Origin of the sequence: Psychromonas algarum, from assembly GCF_004376845.1 — a bacterium.
Taxonomy (GTDB): domain Bacteria; phylum Pseudomonadota; class Gammaproteobacteria; order Enterobacterales; family Psychromonadaceae; genus Psychromonas.
The window spans coordinates 433,541-450,656 of sequence record NZ_SNUW01000002.1 but is presented as its reverse complement, the minus strand read 5'-3'; the positions used below and the strand labels follow the sequence as shown (position 1 = coordinate 450,656).

Annotated in this window: 16 protein-coding genes and 3 tRNA genes; 8 read left to right on the top strand and 11 right to left on the bottom strand. The window is 35.3% G+C overall.

The window, feature by feature from the left end; all coding sequences use genetic code 11:
• Positions 1-37 precede the first annotated feature (37 nt).
• Positions 38-2,305, bottom strand: a complete 2,268-nt coding sequence (locus E2R68_RS02090; protein ID WP_134275840.1) for a bifunctional diguanylate cyclase/phosphodiesterase — start codon at positions 2,303-2,305, stop codon at positions 38-40.
• Positions 2,306-2,702: 397 nt separating this feature from the next.
• Between E2R68_RS02090 and E2R68_RS02085 the strand changes: the two genes are divergently transcribed.
• The 3 genes from E2R68_RS02085 (at position 2,703) to E2R68_RS02075 (ending at position 5,918) form a co-directional block, all read left to right on the top strand.
• On the top strand, positions 2,703-3,875 hold the full coding sequence (locus E2R68_RS02085) for a phosphoglycerate kinase (RefSeq protein ID WP_134275839.1): 1,173 nt from the start codon (positions 2,703-2,705) through the stop codon (positions 3,873-3,875).
• Between the two features lie 144 nt (positions 3,876-4,019).
• Positions 4,020-5,096 (top strand): class II fructose-bisphosphate aldolase, encoded by a 1,077-nt coding sequence (gene fbaA / locus E2R68_RS02080; protein WP_134275838.1) that lies wholly within the window; start codon positions 4,020-4,022, stop codon positions 5,094-5,096.
• 132 nt (positions 5,097-5,228) lie between these two features.
• The gene (locus tag E2R68_RS02075) at positions 5,229-5,918 is read left to right on the top strand and encodes an SIMPL domain-containing protein (RefSeq protein WP_134275837.1); all 690 of its coding nucleotides are present in this window, start codon (positions 5,229-5,231) and stop codon (positions 5,916-5,918) included.
• Here the strand turns inward: E2R68_RS02075 and E2R68_RS02070 are convergent.
• From E2R68_RS02070 to mutY, 7 genes are all read right to left on the bottom strand, one after another.
• A complete protein-coding gene (locus tag E2R68_RS02070; protein WP_134275836.1) occupies positions 5,915-6,724 on the bottom strand; it encodes an S-adenosylmethionine decarboxylase in 810 nt (269 codons plus the stop codon). The genes E2R68_RS02075 and E2R68_RS02070 overlap by 4 nt on opposite strands.
• A gap of 4 nt (positions 6,725-6,728) precedes the next feature.
• Entirely contained in the window at positions 6,729-7,415 is a 687-nt protein-coding gene (locus E2R68_RS02065) for a potassium channel family protein (RefSeq protein ID WP_134275835.1), read from the bottom strand.
• Positions 7,416-7,963: 548 nt separating this feature from the next.
• A tRNA-Phe gene (locus E2R68_RS02060) sits at positions 7,964-8,039 on the bottom strand.
• 58 nt (positions 8,040-8,097) lie between these two features.
• Positions 8,098-8,173, bottom strand: a tRNA-Thr gene (locus tag E2R68_RS02055).
• Between the two features lie 69 nt (positions 8,174-8,242).
• Positions 8,243-8,318: transfer RNA gene (locus E2R68_RS02050), tRNA-Phe, on the bottom strand.
• 129 nt (positions 8,319-8,447) lie between these two features.
• Positions 8,448-8,723: an oxidative damage protection protein gene (locus E2R68_RS02045; protein WP_134275834.1), complete on the bottom strand. Its 276-nt coding sequence runs from the start codon at positions 8,721-8,723 to the stop codon at positions 8,448-8,450.
• A 3-nt stretch (positions 8,724-8,726) separates the two neighbouring features.
• On the bottom strand, positions 8,727-9,791 hold the full coding sequence (mutY, locus tag E2R68_RS02040; RefSeq protein ID WP_243834574.1) for an A/G-specific adenine glycosylase: 1,065 nt from the start codon (positions 9,789-9,791) through the stop codon (positions 8,727-8,729).
• A 109-nt stretch (positions 9,792-9,900) separates the two neighbouring features.
• Between mutY and trmB the strand changes: the two genes are divergently transcribed.
• Both trmB and E2R68_RS02030 read left to right on the top strand, forming a co-directional pair.
• Positions 9,901-10,641, top strand: coding sequence for a tRNA (guanosine(46)-N7)-methyltransferase TrmB (gene trmB, locus E2R68_RS02035; protein ID WP_134275832.1), 741 nt, complete (start codon positions 9,901-9,903; stop codon positions 10,639-10,641).
• Positions 10,642-11,088: 447 nt separating this feature from the next.
• A complete protein-coding gene (locus tag E2R68_RS02030) occupies positions 11,089-11,526 on the top strand; it encodes a universal stress protein (RefSeq protein ID WP_134275831.1) in 438 nt (145 codons plus the stop codon).
• 128 nt (positions 11,527-11,654) lie between these two features.
• Here E2R68_RS02030 and E2R68_RS02025 read toward each other — a convergent pair whose 3' ends face one another.
• Positions 11,655-12,674 (bottom strand): LacI family DNA-binding transcriptional regulator, encoded by a 1,020-nt coding sequence (locus E2R68_RS02025; protein WP_134275830.1) that lies wholly within the window; start codon positions 12,672-12,674, stop codon positions 11,655-11,657.
• A 200-nt stretch (positions 12,675-12,874) separates the two neighbouring features.
• Between E2R68_RS02025 and E2R68_RS02020 the strand changes: the two genes are divergently transcribed.
• Complete coding sequence (locus E2R68_RS02020; protein WP_134275829.1) at positions 12,875-13,999, top strand: Gfo/Idh/MocA family protein; 1,125 nt, start codon at positions 12,875-12,877, stop codon at positions 13,997-13,999.
• 1 nt (position 14,000) lies between these two features.
• On the top strand, positions 14,001-15,227 hold the full coding sequence (gene manD / locus E2R68_RS02015; RefSeq protein WP_134275828.1) for a D-mannonate dehydratase ManD: 1,227 nt from the start codon (positions 14,001-14,003) through the stop codon (positions 15,225-15,227).
• Positions 15,228-15,368: 141 nt separating this feature from the next.
• On the opposite strand, the gene E2R68_RS02010 is transcribed toward manD, so the two are convergent.
• The gene (locus tag E2R68_RS02010) at positions 15,369-16,130 is read right to left on the bottom strand and encodes a siderophore-interacting protein (RefSeq protein WP_166738776.1); all 762 of its coding nucleotides are present in this window, start codon (positions 16,128-16,130) and stop codon (positions 15,369-15,371) included.
• 19 nt (positions 16,131-16,149) lie between these two features.
• On the bottom strand, positions 16,150-16,605 hold the full coding sequence (locus E2R68_RS02005) for a DUF2798 domain-containing protein (RefSeq protein ID WP_134275826.1): 456 nt from the start codon (positions 16,603-16,605) through the stop codon (positions 16,150-16,152).
• 86 nt (positions 16,606-16,691) lie between these two features.
• On the opposite strand from E2R68_RS02005, the gene E2R68_RS02000 reads away from it, so the two are divergent.
• Entirely contained in the window at positions 16,692-17,102 is a 411-nt protein-coding gene (locus E2R68_RS02000; RefSeq protein ID WP_166738775.1) for a MarR family winged helix-turn-helix transcriptional regulator, read from the top strand.
• Positions 17,103-17,116 lie beyond the last annotated feature (14 nt).

Here is a 17,116-nt window from a genome sequence, read left to right as displayed (position 1 = left end):
TTTAATTTTTACATGTTATCTTTTAATGTTAATGTTTTTAAGTATTTAATTTATTATTTTTCAATTGTTTGCAGAAGGTCTCTAGTTCTGCTTGTGTTAAAGGGTGTGAAAAGTAATATCCTTGAAACAAATCACATTCCGATTCTTTAAGTATGTTTACATGCTCAACCGTTTCTACCCCTTCAGCGAGTACACGCATGTTTAAGTTTTTCCCCATGCTAATAATACTTTTTACCATCGCTTTATCTGTTTCGTTTGTTGTAATGTGATCAACAAAACTTTTGTCTATTTTTAGTTCATCGATTGGAATTTCTCGTAGCATGCTTAATGAAGAATAACCGGTACCAAAATCATCTAAGGCTAATGAAATATTGTTTTCTTTCATTTTTTTAAATATCGGTTTTAATATATCTAAACTTTCAATGAATAGGCTTTCTGTTATTTCAATGGTGATAGGTAGTTTTTTGTAACCGTGATCATTAATACTTGCCATTAATAGTTCAAAAAAGTTCACTTGAACAAACTGCCTAACGGAAACATTAATGGATAAAGCAAAGTTTATATTGAGTTGTTTTTGTAAGCTTGTTATTTCTGAGATAGCTGTATTCATTATGTATTGCCCAAGCTTAGGCATTAAGCCTGTTTCTTCTGCAATAGGGATAAATACACTCGGTGCAATAAAACCTAATTCATCGCTATTCCAACGTACCAAAGCCTCAACACCATATAAGTTTTGTTGCTGATCTAATTGAGGTTGATAAACAATACTAATTTGATTGTTATCGATAGCGTGGTGCAATGCTTGCTCTATTTTTATTTTATGTAGTAGGTGCTGATGAATTTCTTGTGAAAAGAAAACATACTGATTTTTTATTTTTTTAGCCATTAACATACTATTTTCAGCATAACTTGTTAATGTATCTAAGTTTCTAGCGTCGTCAGGATAACGGCTAATACCGATAGAGCTTGTAATAGAAAATGAGTTGTTTTGAATAGAATAGAATTGAGCGAGTTCACTCAGTAAGGTGGTGGTAAATTTTTGTATAACTTCCGTATCGTTATTTTTTAATAGGAGAATAAATTCATCACCATTGTAACGAATTACATGGCCTGGTAATCGAGTCAAGCTTTGTTGTAAACGCTGACTTACTTCTTTTAATAAAATATCACCATAACGATAACCAAATGATTCGTTGATATTTTTAAAGTCATCAAGGTCAATATACAACAATGAAAAGTGTTTGTTTGTTTTTGCTAAATTAGCCGCTAAACGCGCTAATACACTACGGTTATAACAACCGGTTAAATTATCATGCTCGCTGTAATAGGTTAGTTCGTCTAATTTACTGTTTTCTGTTTTTATGATCCATCTAAATAAGAAGAAGGTAATGACGGCAAATATGAAATATAAGATAGAGTAATACAATGCAGAGTGTATAACTGGGGTCGTAATATCGCTGAATGGGCGACTAGTATGAGTCCAAATACGATACTGTTTATCATAGCTCATACTATGCAGGACCTTTTTTCCTCTAACCGTTATAATTAAATTTACAACATCCCCTGATTTTCTAAGCATATCCCGAGTTAAATTTTGTTTTTTAAGTAGCTTATCAGCATTTTCAATTTGTTTTGTTGGTAGGGGGTTTGTATAAAAATCGGCATATCGTTCTTTTGGCAAGCTAGTATGCAATAACTGATTAAAGTTGTAGTCAAGTGATAGGATGATGGTATTTTCAAAAGTCTGAGAGGCGCTCCATCTTTGTTTTAGTTTATCGAGGTGTATGGCCGATGACATGTAACCGATTGCTTTTTCATTTTTATCTAATAATAATTTTCGGATTGGGATGAGCCACTTTTGAGTTGTTGGAGATAAAATAGGTCTACTGACCATTAGGTAATCTTTTTCTCCACTGTTATCAAATCCACTGTGAAAGTTTTGTTCGGACTCTTTGCTACGAATTCTATCAGGTAAATTATTACTTTTTTCGCGTAATGTGCCATCGAGATTATATATAGCAAAGCCTATTAAAAAATCTGAACGCTCTAAAATATTTTTTAGGAAAGATTGGTTTAGTTGATTCTCTTTATTAAAATCTTCACTAACCAAGTCAATCATGGTTTCAAATTTTAATAACATTCTATTGATATCTGAAGCAACTATTTGTGTCAGGTAGCGTTGTTGGTATTTGTCTTTAGATAAGACTTCTTCATATTTACTACTTATATTTGCAAGTAATAAAAGACCTCCTAGGGCAAGGAGGGCGTAATATATTACCCAAGCATTTCTATTTAAGATTCTCATGTCCGTTTTAAGGCTCTCAATTTTTTATTTTTTTAATAAATATAAGTACTTATCTCAGTGTCGCTGTATATGCTAGTGTAAAATAAACATATTTGTATTACTTTTTATCAGTGCTAATCACATTATCAACAACAAATAAAAAAATCAGCTTATTATTGATTGTTTTTCTACTCATTTCTATAAAAGAATGAGACAAATGATACAAATCAAATCACTGTAAGTCGTTAAAAAGGTAAATTACGGGACATTGTGATCGATGTAGCAAAAGCTTTGGTCTATAATGCGCTCTGAAATAACGTGCAATTAGATAATATTACACACCAGGCAACGTGGATACGGGGTCTGTTATAAGCAGATAAGAATTCTATAGTTTTCAAATTAAATGAGAGGACACAACATGTCAGTAAAAAAAATGGTTGATTTAGATTTAGCCGGCAAACGCGTATTTATCCGTCAAGATCTTAATGTGCCAGTTAAAGATGGCAAAGTTACATCAGATGCTCGTATTCGTGCTTCTATCCCAACAATCAAATTAGCATTAGAAAAAGGTGCTAAATTGATGATCACTTCTCACTTAGGCCGTCCTACAGAAGGTGCATCAGCTGAAGAAAATGCTGCATTCTCTTTACAACCTGTAGTTGATTACTTAAATGAAGCATTAGATGTCCCTGTTCGTTTAGCAACTGATTACCTAAACGGTTTAGAGTTAAATGCTGGTGAAGTTGTTGTACTTGAAAACGTTCGCTTTAATAAAGGCGAAAAGAAAAATGATGAAACATTATCAAAACAACTTGCAGCTCTATGTGATGTTTACGTAATGGATGCATTTGGTACCGCTCATCGTGCTCAATCTTCTACAAATGGTGCTGGTGTATATGCTCCTGTTGCATGTGCTGGTCCTTTATTAGCTGCTGAACTAGAAGCATTAGGTAAAGCAATGGATAACCCTGCTCGCCCATTAGTGGCGATTGTTGGTGGTTCTAAAGTATCAACTAAATTAACAGTTTTAGAGTCTTTATCTAAAGTTGCTGATCAACTAGTGGTTGGTGGTGGTATCGCTAATACATTTATCGCTGCACAAGGCCACAATGTAGGTAAATCATTATACGAAGCTGATTTAGTTGAAACAGCTAAAAAATTAATGGTTAGCTGTGCAATTCCTGTTGCGACTGATGTTGCTTGTGCAAAAGAGTTTGATGAAAATGCTGTTGCAGAAATCAAAAATGTTGCTGATGTACAAGATGACGATATGATTTTTGACTTAGGTCCTGACTCCACCGCTGCATTAGCTGCGATTTTAAAAGAAGCAAAAACAATTCTTTGGAATGGTCCTGTTGGTGTATTTGAGTTTAAAAACTTTGAAGCGGGTACAGCTGGTATTGCTAAAGCAATTGCTGATTCATCTGCATTTTCAGTTGCTGGTGGCGGTGACACATTGGCTGCAATTGATAAATTTGATATTGCTGCAGATGTTTCTTACATCTCAACTGGTGGTGGCGCATTCCTTGAATTCGTTGAAGGAAAAGAACTACCTGCAGTAGCAATGTTAGAAGCTCGTGCTAACGATTAATCTAATATTCAAACATTAAATGTTCAAAGCGAGATTTTTATCTCGCTTTTTTATGCGTAACACATATGTTTTGTGACATAATTATGCTGAAGCCTGATCGAAATTAAACATACTTTAATTTAAATAATAGATAGGATATATCTCATGACTAAGATTTTAGACGTTGTAAAACCTGGTGTTGTCACTGGTGATGATGTACAAAAAATATTTGCCGTTGCAAAAGAACATAAATTTGCACTTCCTGCTGTAAACGTTGTTGGTTCTGATTCAATCAATGCAGTACTTGAAGCAGCAGCTAAAGTAAAAGCGCCTGTTATTATCCAGTTCTCAAATGGTGGCGCTATATTTAATGCAGGTAAAGGTCTTAAACTTGAAGGGCATGAAGCCGGTATTCTTGGTGCTATTTCTGGTGCTAAACATGTTCACGCAATGGCTGCGGCTTACGGTGTTCCTGTTATTTTGCATACAGACCATGCAGCTAAAAAATTGCTACCTTGGATCGATGGACTGCTTGACGCTTCTGAAGCGCACTTTGCAGAAACAGGTAAACCATTATTCTCTTCTCACATGATTGACCTTTCTGAAGAACCTTTAGAAGAAAATATTGAAATCTGTGGTAAGTATTTAGCACGTATGGCTAAAATGGGTATGACCTTAGAGATTGAATTGGGTTGTACTGGCGGAGAAGAAGACGGTGTGGATAATTCAGGAATGGATGATTCATTACTTTATACTCAACCTGCTGATGTTGATTATGCTTATATCGAGCTATCTAAAATCAGTCATCGTTTCACTATCGCTGCTTCATTTGGTAACGTTCACGGTGTTTACAAGCCTGGTAATGTTAAATTAACGCCTACAATCCTACGCGATTCACAAGCCTTTGTTTCTGAAAAACATGGTTTAGCACCAGATGCGTTAAACTTCGTCTTCCACGGTGGTTCAGGTTCTTCTGAGTCTGAAATTCAAGAAGCGATTGGTTATGGTGTAATCAAAATGAATATCGATACCGATACTCAGTGGGCGACTTGGGATGGTGTACGTGCTTACGTGGCTGAGAAACATGATTACTTACAAGGTCAAATTGGTAACCCAACGGGTGAAGATGCACCAAACAAGAAACATTATGATCCGCGCATGTGGTTACGTGCCGGTCAAAGCTCAATGGTTGCTCGTTTAGAGAAAGCATTCTCTGATTTAAATGCGATTGATGTATTATAATCTAGCGATTCCATGAGTTACTAAGCCAGCTTAATTGCTGGCTTTTTTTTATATTGAATAAAGGAGTGAAACTTATCAAATAATCATAGGTCGAATTGTTTTGTCTTTAATTTACTGAAAGGGAACTCAAGAATGAAAATGGTTAAATTGATCTTATTAAGCTGTTTGTTAACAGCAACCTCATGGGTAAGTGCTGATGCATTACCGGATCATCCTTATATAGCCGTTTCTGGCTCTGCAAAAATACAGGTCAAACCTGACACTGCAAAAATCGAGTTTCAATCAACAACCGTTGAAAATGATGCAGAAAGTGCCAAACAAGTTGTTGATAAACAAGTTCAGCAAATTTTAGTGCAATTAGAAAAAAATGGGTTTGCTCAAAAGTTATTAACCCGCGCAGATATTCAATTAACTCCTGAATATGAATATATTGAAAAAAAGCGTACACAAGTTGGTATTAAAGCAATACGTAATTTAAGTTACCAATTAGGCGATGTAACAAAACTGAATGAGCTATTAAAAATATTGGTTGAAGCTGATATAGCTAATATTGGGAGAATTAATTATGCACTTAAAGATCCCGTTAAATGGCAATCAAAGGCGCGTGATTTGGCAGTTAAGGATTCAATTACTAAAGCGAAAGGTTTAGCTGAAAGTTATCAGGCTTCATTAGGTAAAATTTATTCAATTAACTACCAAGACAAACGATCGCAACCGATTTTAATGCGCTCAATAGCGAGTGATCAAAGTGTTCCTAGCTATCAAAATAACCAGATTGTCATTGATCAACAAGTTGATGCAGTGTTTCTATTAAAACCTTAATAAGCTGTGATATTTAATTCTTGTTGATTCACTTGGAAGTGCATCTTTTTAATATGTTCAGGTAAAAAAAGATGCTCTAAATGGTAAACAAACTCAGCACATTGAATCTCTGAAAAGCTTGTTTCGATGCTTAGATAAGTACTTAATTTCTCAGGTGTTAGATGAATGGTTATATAGTCTTCGCCAGAAATTGCATTGAGTGAATATCCCTTCGGGTTAAAACTAAAATGATCAATTGATAACTCATGAAAGTATGTTTCTAACTTTAAGCTCTCTAAAATGACTTCTTTGTTTGGTGAGAGCACCTGCAACTGTTTAGCTAACTCTCCAGATAGGTTGTGTAGCATGTAAATATTTTGAGTTGTAACGCTATTTGACGTTATCTCTCCAAACACAAACAAATCTCCTTGATAACTGTCCCTCCAATGCCATTTCTTGCCATTAAACTGCTTCTCTAACAGCAAAGCATCTTGTTGGAAACTTGAGCTTTGTAATTCCGGTTTAAGCGCTTGGTGGCGTTGGAAAATAAGTGTTTTTATTTGCTGTTTACTTAAATGCTGTTGAATAAATAATGCTGCTTTAACTAATTGTGTGTTTCCACAGGTAATAAGTAATAACTTATCCTGCCAAACAAATAGACTCGATTCAGAAAGTAAATATGCTTTTAACTTTGGGTTACTGATTGTTGATAATATTTCAGCTCCCGAATGCACTACTAACTCTTGCCAAAAAGATTCATCCAGAGAAAATAAATTCAGTGTGTTAGTGCAAATTAACAGGCGTTTTTCAGTCCCTTCATAAAACATCTAATTAAGCCTTACTTTTATTGTTTAATGCAGCGCCAACTAAACTAGAAACAACAATTGCCATATAAAAAACGCCAATAACAGCTTCAATATAAACAAGGAAACGCGCAATAGGAGAGAGTGGTAACACATCTCCAAAGCCTAATGTAGTGAGTGTGACAAAGCTAAAGTAAACTAAGTCGGGGAAGTTATCTGTCCAATTAGTCCCCTTTAAACCTGAGAATGAGTTAGGGATAAATTCTGCAACCATTAGAAATGAAATGGTCCAAATCAAACCAAGTAATAAAAATATACAGATAGATCCAATAATATTATTTTTAGTAATGTTACCCGAAAACAAAGCCTGTTCAGCTGCAATTTTTAAGGTGGTAACAAAAAATACCAACATGAATAATAGATGGAAAAATTCTAATTGAGCGAAATTAAAGAAGTTCACTAATCCAGAGATGATCATAGTCGCCAGCACAAGTCCCAAACTGCCTTTAAAGGCTAACTTGCTTGATTGTATGCTCCAAACGCCAATAGACATTGAAATGATGGTTAATATTAAAACCAGTGTTTGGCCTAGGGTTGTTCTGGCAAAAAACTGTTCTACGCAAGCACTTGAGAATAATAAGAAAATAAGTGCGACTAGCAGATATGAAAAATTATCTTCTTTTGTTACATGTTTGCGTGAAAATCGTTTAACCATTATTAATCCTTAATGCTAATAGTATCTGCGCAGTTTAACGCATTCTTAATACATTGTTATCTTGTTCGAATAAATAAAGTCTATTTTTAAAACGTATAGAAGGAAATGGGATAAATAATATAGCTTTGTATTTCTAGGAGTAATTAACTTAGTCTGCTGGTGTTGAATAAAAAGCTAACCAAGGACACTTTCCGTTCGTATACAAAAAAACCACAACTAAATAAATAGTTGTAGCTTGAATTTTGATGCCTCGTCTCGCTGAATATAATAAAGAGTTAAACCAAGGACACTTTCCGTTCAGATACAAAAAGCCACAACTGAATGAAGAGTTGTAGCTTGAATTTTGATGCCTCGTCTCGCTGAATATAATAAAGAGTTAAACCAAGGGCACTTTTCGTTCGGATACAAAAAAGCCACAACTGAATGAAGAGTTGTAGCTTGAATTTTGATGCCTCGTCTCGCTGAATATAATAAAGAGTTAAACCAAGGGCACTTTTCGTTCGGATACAAAAAAGCCACAACTAAATAAATAGTTGTGGCTTAAATAATGGTGCTTCGTCTCGGAATTGAACCAAGGACACGAGGATTTTCAATCCTCTGCTCTACCGACTGAGCTAACGAAGCAAAACTTTTAACTCTGCCTATATGACTGAGTTTTTATCATCTTATGATGATTTGTAAATGGTGCCGACTACCGGAGTCGAACTGGTGACCTACTGATTACAAGTCAGTTGCTCTACCTACTGAGCTAAGTCGGCACATAAACCGTTTGAGGTATTAACCTCGTTTTACTAATCAGAATTAACTTTCTCAGTAAAACTAAATAATGGTGCTTCGTCTCGGAATTGAACCAAGGACACGAGGATTTTCAATCCTCTGCTCTACCGACTGAGCTAACGAAGCGGAACGAGGCGTATTAAATAGATTTTAGAGTGTATCGTCAACCTATTTTTACGCATTTATTAAGATTTTAATGTGTTTGCTTGTACTTTGAGCGTTATGCGCTTCAAATGTAAGCATTAGGACTTAAATCTATTTTTTATCTTCTGGTGTGTAACCTTCAATCGCGACATCTTTATTTTCAAATAAATAACCGATCATTTGTTCTTGAATAAAAGCACGATCTTCTGGTTTCATTAAATTTAATTTTTTTTCATTAATTAACATGGTTTGCTTTTGTTGCCATTCAGACCAAGCTTCTTGACAAATGTTATCAAAAATACGCTTACCAATTTCACCTGGGATAATTTGAAAGGCTAAACCGGGCGCTTCTTTTTTTAAATAAGTACAAAATACTGTGCGAGACATCATTTATTCCTTGAGGATTATTTTATTAACGCTGTTTAATATTTTTTTTGTCGCAGCCGCTAATCCAATTTTTTGTGGTTGTTGTAAGTTATACCAAAGCTGACCATTTTGTTCCATAACTTGTTCTGTATCTTGTTGTGTGAACTCCACTAAAATAGGTGAAATATCAAAATGGTAATGGCTGAAAGTATGTCGGAAACCTGGTAGTTCAGTTGCTTTATAATCTTTGATACCTAGCATGGTCAAACTATTTAACGCACTTTCATTATCGGTAAATTCAGGGAAGCACCATAATCCACCCCAAATGCCAACAGGTGGGCGTTGTATTAGCTGTATTGCTTGTTGTTTATTTTTAAGTACCAGCATTACTGCTGTTTTTACTGGAATTTTTTTCTTTGCTTTAGGTGTTGGGTAATCAGTCATACAATTATCCGCTAAAGCAAGGCAATCTGTGGAAACAGGGCATTCTCCACACTTAGGTTTACTACGAGTACAAATCATTGCCCCCATATCCATCATCGCTTGATTGAATACATTGGTCTGTTTTTTAGGTGTTAATTTATCTGCTAATGTCCAAAGTTGAGTTTCTACTTTCTTCTCACCTGTCCAGCCTTCAATTTTTTGGTGGCGTGTTAAAACTCGTTTTACATTGCCATCTAATATTGGAAAATGTTTATTCAAGGTTAGTGATAATACCGCCCCTGCTGTGGAACGCCCAATACCGGGTAAAGCAATCACGTCATCAAATTGCTCAGGAAACTTACCATTAAATTGATCTCGAATGATCTGTGCTGCTTTGTGTAGGTTACGAGCACGGGCGTAATAGCCTAATCCTGTCCAATGATGTAAAACTTCATCAATAGGTGCATTTGCGAGATATGAGATAGACGGAAATGAACGCATGAACTTATTAAAATAAGGGATCACAGTCGCTACTTGAGTTTGTTGTAGCATGACTTCACTAACCCAAGTTTTATATAAACTTTTATCTAATTGCCAAGGTAAAGTTTGACGGCCATGTTGTTGGTGCCAATTATTAATTCTTTGGCTAAAATGCAACTCACTCACTAGAAACTCTTCATTAATATAAAAAGCGCAGTCTAGCAGAGTTGCACAATTAATATAACATTGCATAATGCATGGCTAATTAGCCCAAGAACAATTTAAAGGTAAGAAAATGACAGAGCACGATCAGTCTGCTACAGATAATCAAAATGAAGAAGTAGAAAGCCATAAAGAAAAGTATATTCGTAAAATTCGTTCTTTTGTTAAGCGTGAAGGGCGTATGACTAAACGTCAACAAACTGCGATTGATGATTTATGGGCAACAATGGGAGTTGATTACCAAGAAAAAGCATTAGATTTCACTGAGCTTTTTGGTAACAGCAATCCTGTTGTATTAGAAATTGGTTTTGGTATGGGCAAGTCATTAATTGAAATGGCAAAAAATGCACCAGAAAAGAATTTTTTAGGTATTGAAGTACATGGCCCAGGTGTTGGTGCTTGTTTAGCTGATGCTGGCGAAGCGGGTGTGACAAACTTACGTGTAATGAATCATGATGCGGTTGAAGTATTAGAGTTTATGATCCCTGATCAAAGCTTATCTACTTTCCAATTATACTTTCCAGATCCGTGGCATAAAGCGCGTCATCATAAGCGCCGCATTGTACAACCGGCATTTATCGAAAATATGCGTCCTAAACTAGCTATTGGTGGTGTTATTCACATGGCAACAGACTGGGAAAATTACGCAGAGCATATGTTAGAAGTATTACAAGCGGCGACTGATTTTAAAAACATTAGTACAGAAGGTGATTATGCCCCTCGTCCAGATTGGCGTCCGCTCACTAAGTTTGAATCTCGAGGTCATCGTTTAGGCCATGGTGTGTGGGATTTATTATTTGAGCGTGTGAGTTAATAATTAAATAAGACGAAAGTGCATTTTTAAAAGCGAGTATCATGATAAATGGTACTCGCTTTTTTGTTGTTTATTAATAGCAATCACAATAAATAGTTTATCCATTTTATTTGTTAAAACAGCCTACTTTCCCGTTGTAAATTTCATAAAGTGACAGACATTTAGGTCGTTTATACTTTGAATTGGAATATTTTTTCAGCACAAAATTTAGATAAGCTATTTAATGTCATCGCTATAACGAGATAGAAAGTTTGATCTAAATCATCAAACATTATAAAACAACTGTTGTTTATAATTTAAGCTGATATTTGGCTTATTATTCTTATGTAACGTACTAATATTATAAAGGATGCATTAACAATACCAATTACAGCAAATCGTTGAGCTACTTTTTCTACGCTAAATTTAGATCACATCATTAATGTAGTTGGAATAAGGAGAAAACTAATGAGTTATAATAATATTTTAGTTGCTGTTGATTTCGACAACGGCACATTAGATGTTCTTAATAGAGCGGTTGGTTTAGCTAAAGCAACGAATGCTAAAGTTTCATTGGTACATGTTGTTAGCCGAATCAGTGACGGTACGATATTTAGTGGTTTAATTGATACTGAACTTGTGGGAGTTGAGGCAACTCATCCAATGACCATTGAGTTAAATCAGAAGTTAGATGATTTAGTGGAGAAAATTGATTATCCCATTACACATCGATACGTTATCAATGGAAATCTTACTTATGACCTACGAGATCTTGTCAAAGAAATTGATGTAGACCTGATTGTATTTGGTCATCATAATAACTTCTGGAGCCGCCTAACTCCATCTGTTGGAGGGTTAATTAACACTTCACCTGTTGACTTGTTGGTTGTCTCTTTAGAAGATTAATAAACTATATAAAACCATCAATTGCACTGGTAGTTGATGGTTTTTATTGAGTTTCTTTTAATTCAATAATTCCTCTTTGTCAGAATCTTGCACTTACCCAAGTAATGAATAATGCTAAATTTTAATATTCAACTTTGAATATTTTTGCAGGACTCTCTTACTACTAAAGAGCAAGGAACGATAATTTTTTTTATTTCAGAGGGCGTTATTTTATCTGTCAAAATACTCAGTAATAATTTTGCAGATTCCGTTCCTAGGTTGTAAGAATTTTGTTGAATAACAGTGATAGGAACTTTGAACATTTCAACCATCGGAATTTCATCAAATCCAACAATAGAAACATCATTAGGAATATTAAATTGATGCTGATTGAGTTGTTTAAGTAAATCCGTCGTTATGGCTAGATGTTGAGTAAAAAATGCTGTTGGCGCATTCGTTGTTTGTAATAAAGAAATAGGGGATTGGATAAAACTTGAGTCTCGTTTCCAGTATTGAATAAAGCTTTCTTCAAATTCAATATCATGTGCTTTAAGAGCATCCATATAACCTTGATAACGTTCAGTTCTTGATAAGTTACCAGCAAATTCTTGTGTTAAAAAACAAATGCGTTTATGGCCAAGTTTGATCAGATGTTCCGTTGCTTTTTGTGCCGCTTGTCGATAATCCGATAATACGATATTAGTATGGCAATCTTGATATTCAAGTTGAAATTGAACCAGAGGAAAACCACTTTTTACATAGTCATTAATGAGATCATTATTTTTACCTGTAGAAGTAATAATAATCCCATCTACACACATCTGCTTGAGGGTGATAAGTGATCGTCTTTCGATTTCCTCATTAAAATCAGTGTTATAAATCAGAACGTTATAATCATTTTCTTTACAGAAATCATCAATTCCACGCAGTACTCGACTGATATTGAATCCTGCAATATCGCGCACAATCACACCAATTGTTTTGGTTTTATCACTTTTTAAGCTACGCGCAATGGGGTTAGGAACGTAATTAAGTTCTTCAACTGCCAAACGGATTTTTTCTTTTGTGGTTGCCGACATATGACCAAAACGACCATTTAAATATTGGGATACCGTGCTTTTTGACACACTTGCTCGTGTGGCTACATCAATGATTCTTATTTTGGTCATTTTATTTTTATGATCTACTTACGATACTAAGATTGGAGTGTTGACATTCTAATCACATCAACTAATATAATCAAGTAAACCGATTTACTAAATCGATTTTCATGTAATGGAAAATATTTTAATAAAGCTAAAAATAGTTTAAGAAATTAAATTTATTTCTATGAAATAAGCATGTATTCCAAAAATTAAAAGGCATCGTAATGACAGATAAAAAGAAAGTTCTAGTTTATGGTACTGGGTTTGCTGGACAAGGACACGCTCAAGCATTTCGTGACGCTGGTGCACAAGTAGTTGGTATTGTTGGTCGTAATGCGAATGTGGTTAAGGATGTTGCACAACAATTAAGTATTCCCTATTTTGCTACTGATTGGGCATTAGCATTAGAAGAATGTAAGCCTGATATTGTTTCTATTGCAACGCCCGGTGGTGCTCATGTTGAACCCATCACTCAAGCGATTAATGCTGGCTGTCATGTATTTTGTGATAAACCGCTATCAGAAAGTGGTGAATCGGCAAGCAAATTATATAAATTAGCACTTGAAAAGAATGTTAAAACTGCTTTTGCATCAAGCTTTTGTTATATGCCTCACATCATTCAAGCAAAAGAGATGGTTGCTCAAGGCCTGATTGGAGAGCCACTTGAAGTCGAATGCATTTCTCATTTTAATCTAGATAAAAATATTCCTTTTGGTTGGTCACACCGAATAGAAAGTGGTGGTGGACGTTTAAATAATAATTTTACTCACCTTGTTTCTATTGTTACTTCTGTTATTGGTGAAAATATTTTATCTGTACACGGTGAAGTGCGTAACGATATGCCAAAAGCTCCTGTGGTAGATGGCGTACATAACTTTACACAACGTCGTAATTTCATTCCTAAAGATCTTAATGATCCAAGTTTAGAATGGAAAGATTGCAACGTTGAATGGTCTTATACTGTTTTGATGCAATTAGAGAGCAGAGTTCCTGCTAAACAGCCCGTCTCTGTATTATTTAAACATGGTGGTTTAGTGCCTCGCTTTAATGAAGATCACCTTGTTTTTCATGGAAGCAAAGGGTCTATTTATATTAAGGGCCATTATGGCAATGGCCCTCTGTACTTTTGGGATAAAAATACAGATAAAGAATGGCAAGAAGTTCCACTACCAACTGCTATTAGTGAACTTTTACCTGATATTAAAGATGACACGCAAAGAAGTTGGACGCACCTTGCGACTCAACTTGTAAAAGATGTGAATGGCGAAGTGGTTGCGCCTTATCAAACATTTAAAGAAGGCTCTGAATACCAACAAATTATCGATACCATTAGAAAAGGAAGTAAATAATATGAAGATAACTAGCGCAGAAGTATTTATTGGTGGACCTGGCAAAAACTATGTGACTCTTAAAATAATGACAGATCAAGGTATTTATGGTCTTGGAGATGCAACCTTAAATACGCGTGAAACCTTACCTGCTCATTATTTAAAAGAATATTTAATCCCTTGTCTAATTGGTATGGATCCACGTAAGAGTGAAGATATTTGGCAGTTCTTTTATCGTGGAGCTTACTTCCGCCGAGGTCCAATCGCTATGGCTGCCATTGGAGCAATTGATATGGCGCTTTGGGACATCAAAGGCAAAATTGCAGGTTTGCCACTTTACGATCTTTTTGGTGGAAAAAGCCGAGAAGGTGCAATGGTTTACGCACATGCATCAGGTAATGATTTAGAAGATTTGATGGATTCCATTACTCAATACCGCGAAGAAGGTTATCAAGCGGTACGCGTTCAATGTGGTATTCCTGGCATGCCAAAAGGTGGCGGTTATGCGGTAGCGGATAAAGGTAATACTAAAAATTATATTACTAATTTTGTTGGTGATGGCCCTAAAATTGAAACTTGGAATACTGATAAATACATGCGTTATATGCCCGATGCATTAGGTGAAATCAGAGATAAATTTGGTTTTGATATGCGATTATTACACGACGTACATCATCGTTTATTACCAAGAGAAGCTGCGCAATTTGCCAAAGAAGTAGAACAACATCGTTTATATTGGTTAGAAGATCCAACACCAGCGGAAGATCAATCCGCTCTAGAAATTATTAGACAACATTCAACAACACCGATTGCAATAGGGGAAGTTTTTAATTCAATTTACGATTGTAATAAGCTGATCCAAAGTAACTTGATTGATTTTATCAGAATATCAGCAACTTACGGTGGTGGTATTACATCACTGAAACGAATTGTAGATTTAGCGGCTTTACATAATGTGCAAACAGGTTTCCATGGTGCGCCGAGTCACTCACCAATTTCGATGGCAGCGCAAGGGCATTTAAATGCTTGGGCGCCTAACTTTGGAGTACAAGAGTACTTAGTATTAGGCACGCCTGAATGTGATGCACTATTCCCATCAGAGCATAAGATGGAAAAAGGCTTCTTCTACGTCAGTGATGCACCGGGTTTAGGTGTTGATTTTGATGAGAAAGAAGCTGAACGTTATGAATTTAAACGAGGTTATCACCCTGTAACTCGTTTAGAAGATGGCACTGTGTGGAATTATTAATAAACTAAAAATATCACTTATACACTAATGTTTATTTTCCATTAGCGTTGTTATTTACCATCGAGCTGAGCCTTTGATCAAGTCTGATAGCTCGATGGACTTATCTTCAATATACAACTGCCAGTAATTGCCTCTACACTATCAGCAGACAAAACCATTATCTTTTTTATTCCAATACGCGCTTGCGTATAACTTTGATTTATCATATTCACAATATTGATTCAGGTGCTCTTTTAGTTGTCTCACCACACCGGCCTCAGTGGCAATAAAAATAGCAGTAGAACTTAAATCATTGCCTTGTGATTTAAGTCCTTTTAAAAATAAAGGTGTGAATTTATCCCTTGTGACAATCCAATGCACATTGATAGCACTTGGTTTTATTAAATTTTGGATATCTTGTTGATCTGGGACCTGAATATAAGCATCGCCAATTGACGCGTTAGGTAAATTTTCTAACGTAGCAGCAATCGCAGGTAATGCGGTTATGTCACCAAAAAAAAGGTGTTGGGAAGCTGATAGATCAGTATGTTTTACTTCACTGGGACCCGCGATACCTAAAAAATCGCCTACTTGTGCTCTAAGAGCCCAACTACTTGCTAACCCTTCATGGTCGTTCACTGCAAAGTCGATGGTTAGTGTTAAATGCGTTAGATCAAAGGCTCTAATTGTATAAGAGCGCATCCATTTTTTAAAACCTGTGTAGATGCCTAATTTGGGTTTATTATCGTCAGAATTTGGATCTGGGAAAATAGCTTTAACATGAGCACTTTCTTTATTTTCAGGGAAGTCTGAAAGGGACTCTCCAGTTAAAAAAATTCTTCTCATATGTGGAGATAAATCTTCAATAGATAATACCTGTGTCATACGCATTTTAGGTGCAGAAACTGCTGTTTTTACTTCCATCATATTTCCTCGCAAATGATTAAGCCGCTGTATTAAATAGATGTTTTTCAAGTTTTGGTTTTATTAGTAAAGTCATCAATAGAGATAGACTAAGCCCTACCGGCAAGGCATAGAGTAAGCTATTGAAAAACAATGTAGAAAACTGATTAATCGACTCGTAAGAGTGGCCACTTAATACCGTTATAACCGCCATAAAAGATTCCATTATTAACGCCATTAATGCACCTTGTAATAAATTTTTGTGTAATGTCGACCATGATGGAAGGGCTCGATTAATTAACTTGTTGAGCGTAATAAAAATGCCTGCACCAAGAGGTAACAAAATCAAAAATGCAAAGATAAAAGAGTGTATCCAAGCACCGATAAAATGTTGTGAAGCAGAGAGGTTTGCGAAGGTCATGATAGCGGTAATTGAAGCGATCAGGATAAACATGATTGAAAGCATGATCGCTATTTTTTTTAAATTAGATTGCATTATAAAACCTTTTTAAATATAGTTGATAAAGTCTACTATGTTTAATTTGGTTGATGTTGTCAACCAATTTTTGTTTTGGAGTTTTTATGGAATTAAGTGAAGCACTTTTTACCTTGGTTCACGCAGTGCGCAATAATATGAAGTATGAAATAAAACAACTAGCATTAGATTTATCCCCAATGCACTTCAAATCTTTAAAAGCAATTTCTCGAATTGATAACTGTACGGGTCAAAAACTAACTGAACTTATGGGACGAGATAAAGCCCAAATAAACCGATTAATCAAAGAGTTAGTTAGCCAAGAGTTGATTAACAAAATAGAAAATAAAGTAGATAAACGTAGTCAGATATTAGCCTTGTCAGAAAAAGGGCTAGAAGTAATGAATACTTTTAAAAAAGTAGAAAAAAAAGTGTTCAATAAAATGACTCACGATATTCCAGCAGAGCAATTAAAAGCTTTTGTAGAGACGACAGAAAAACTAAAAAATAACCTGTAATTGTAGTTTTATCT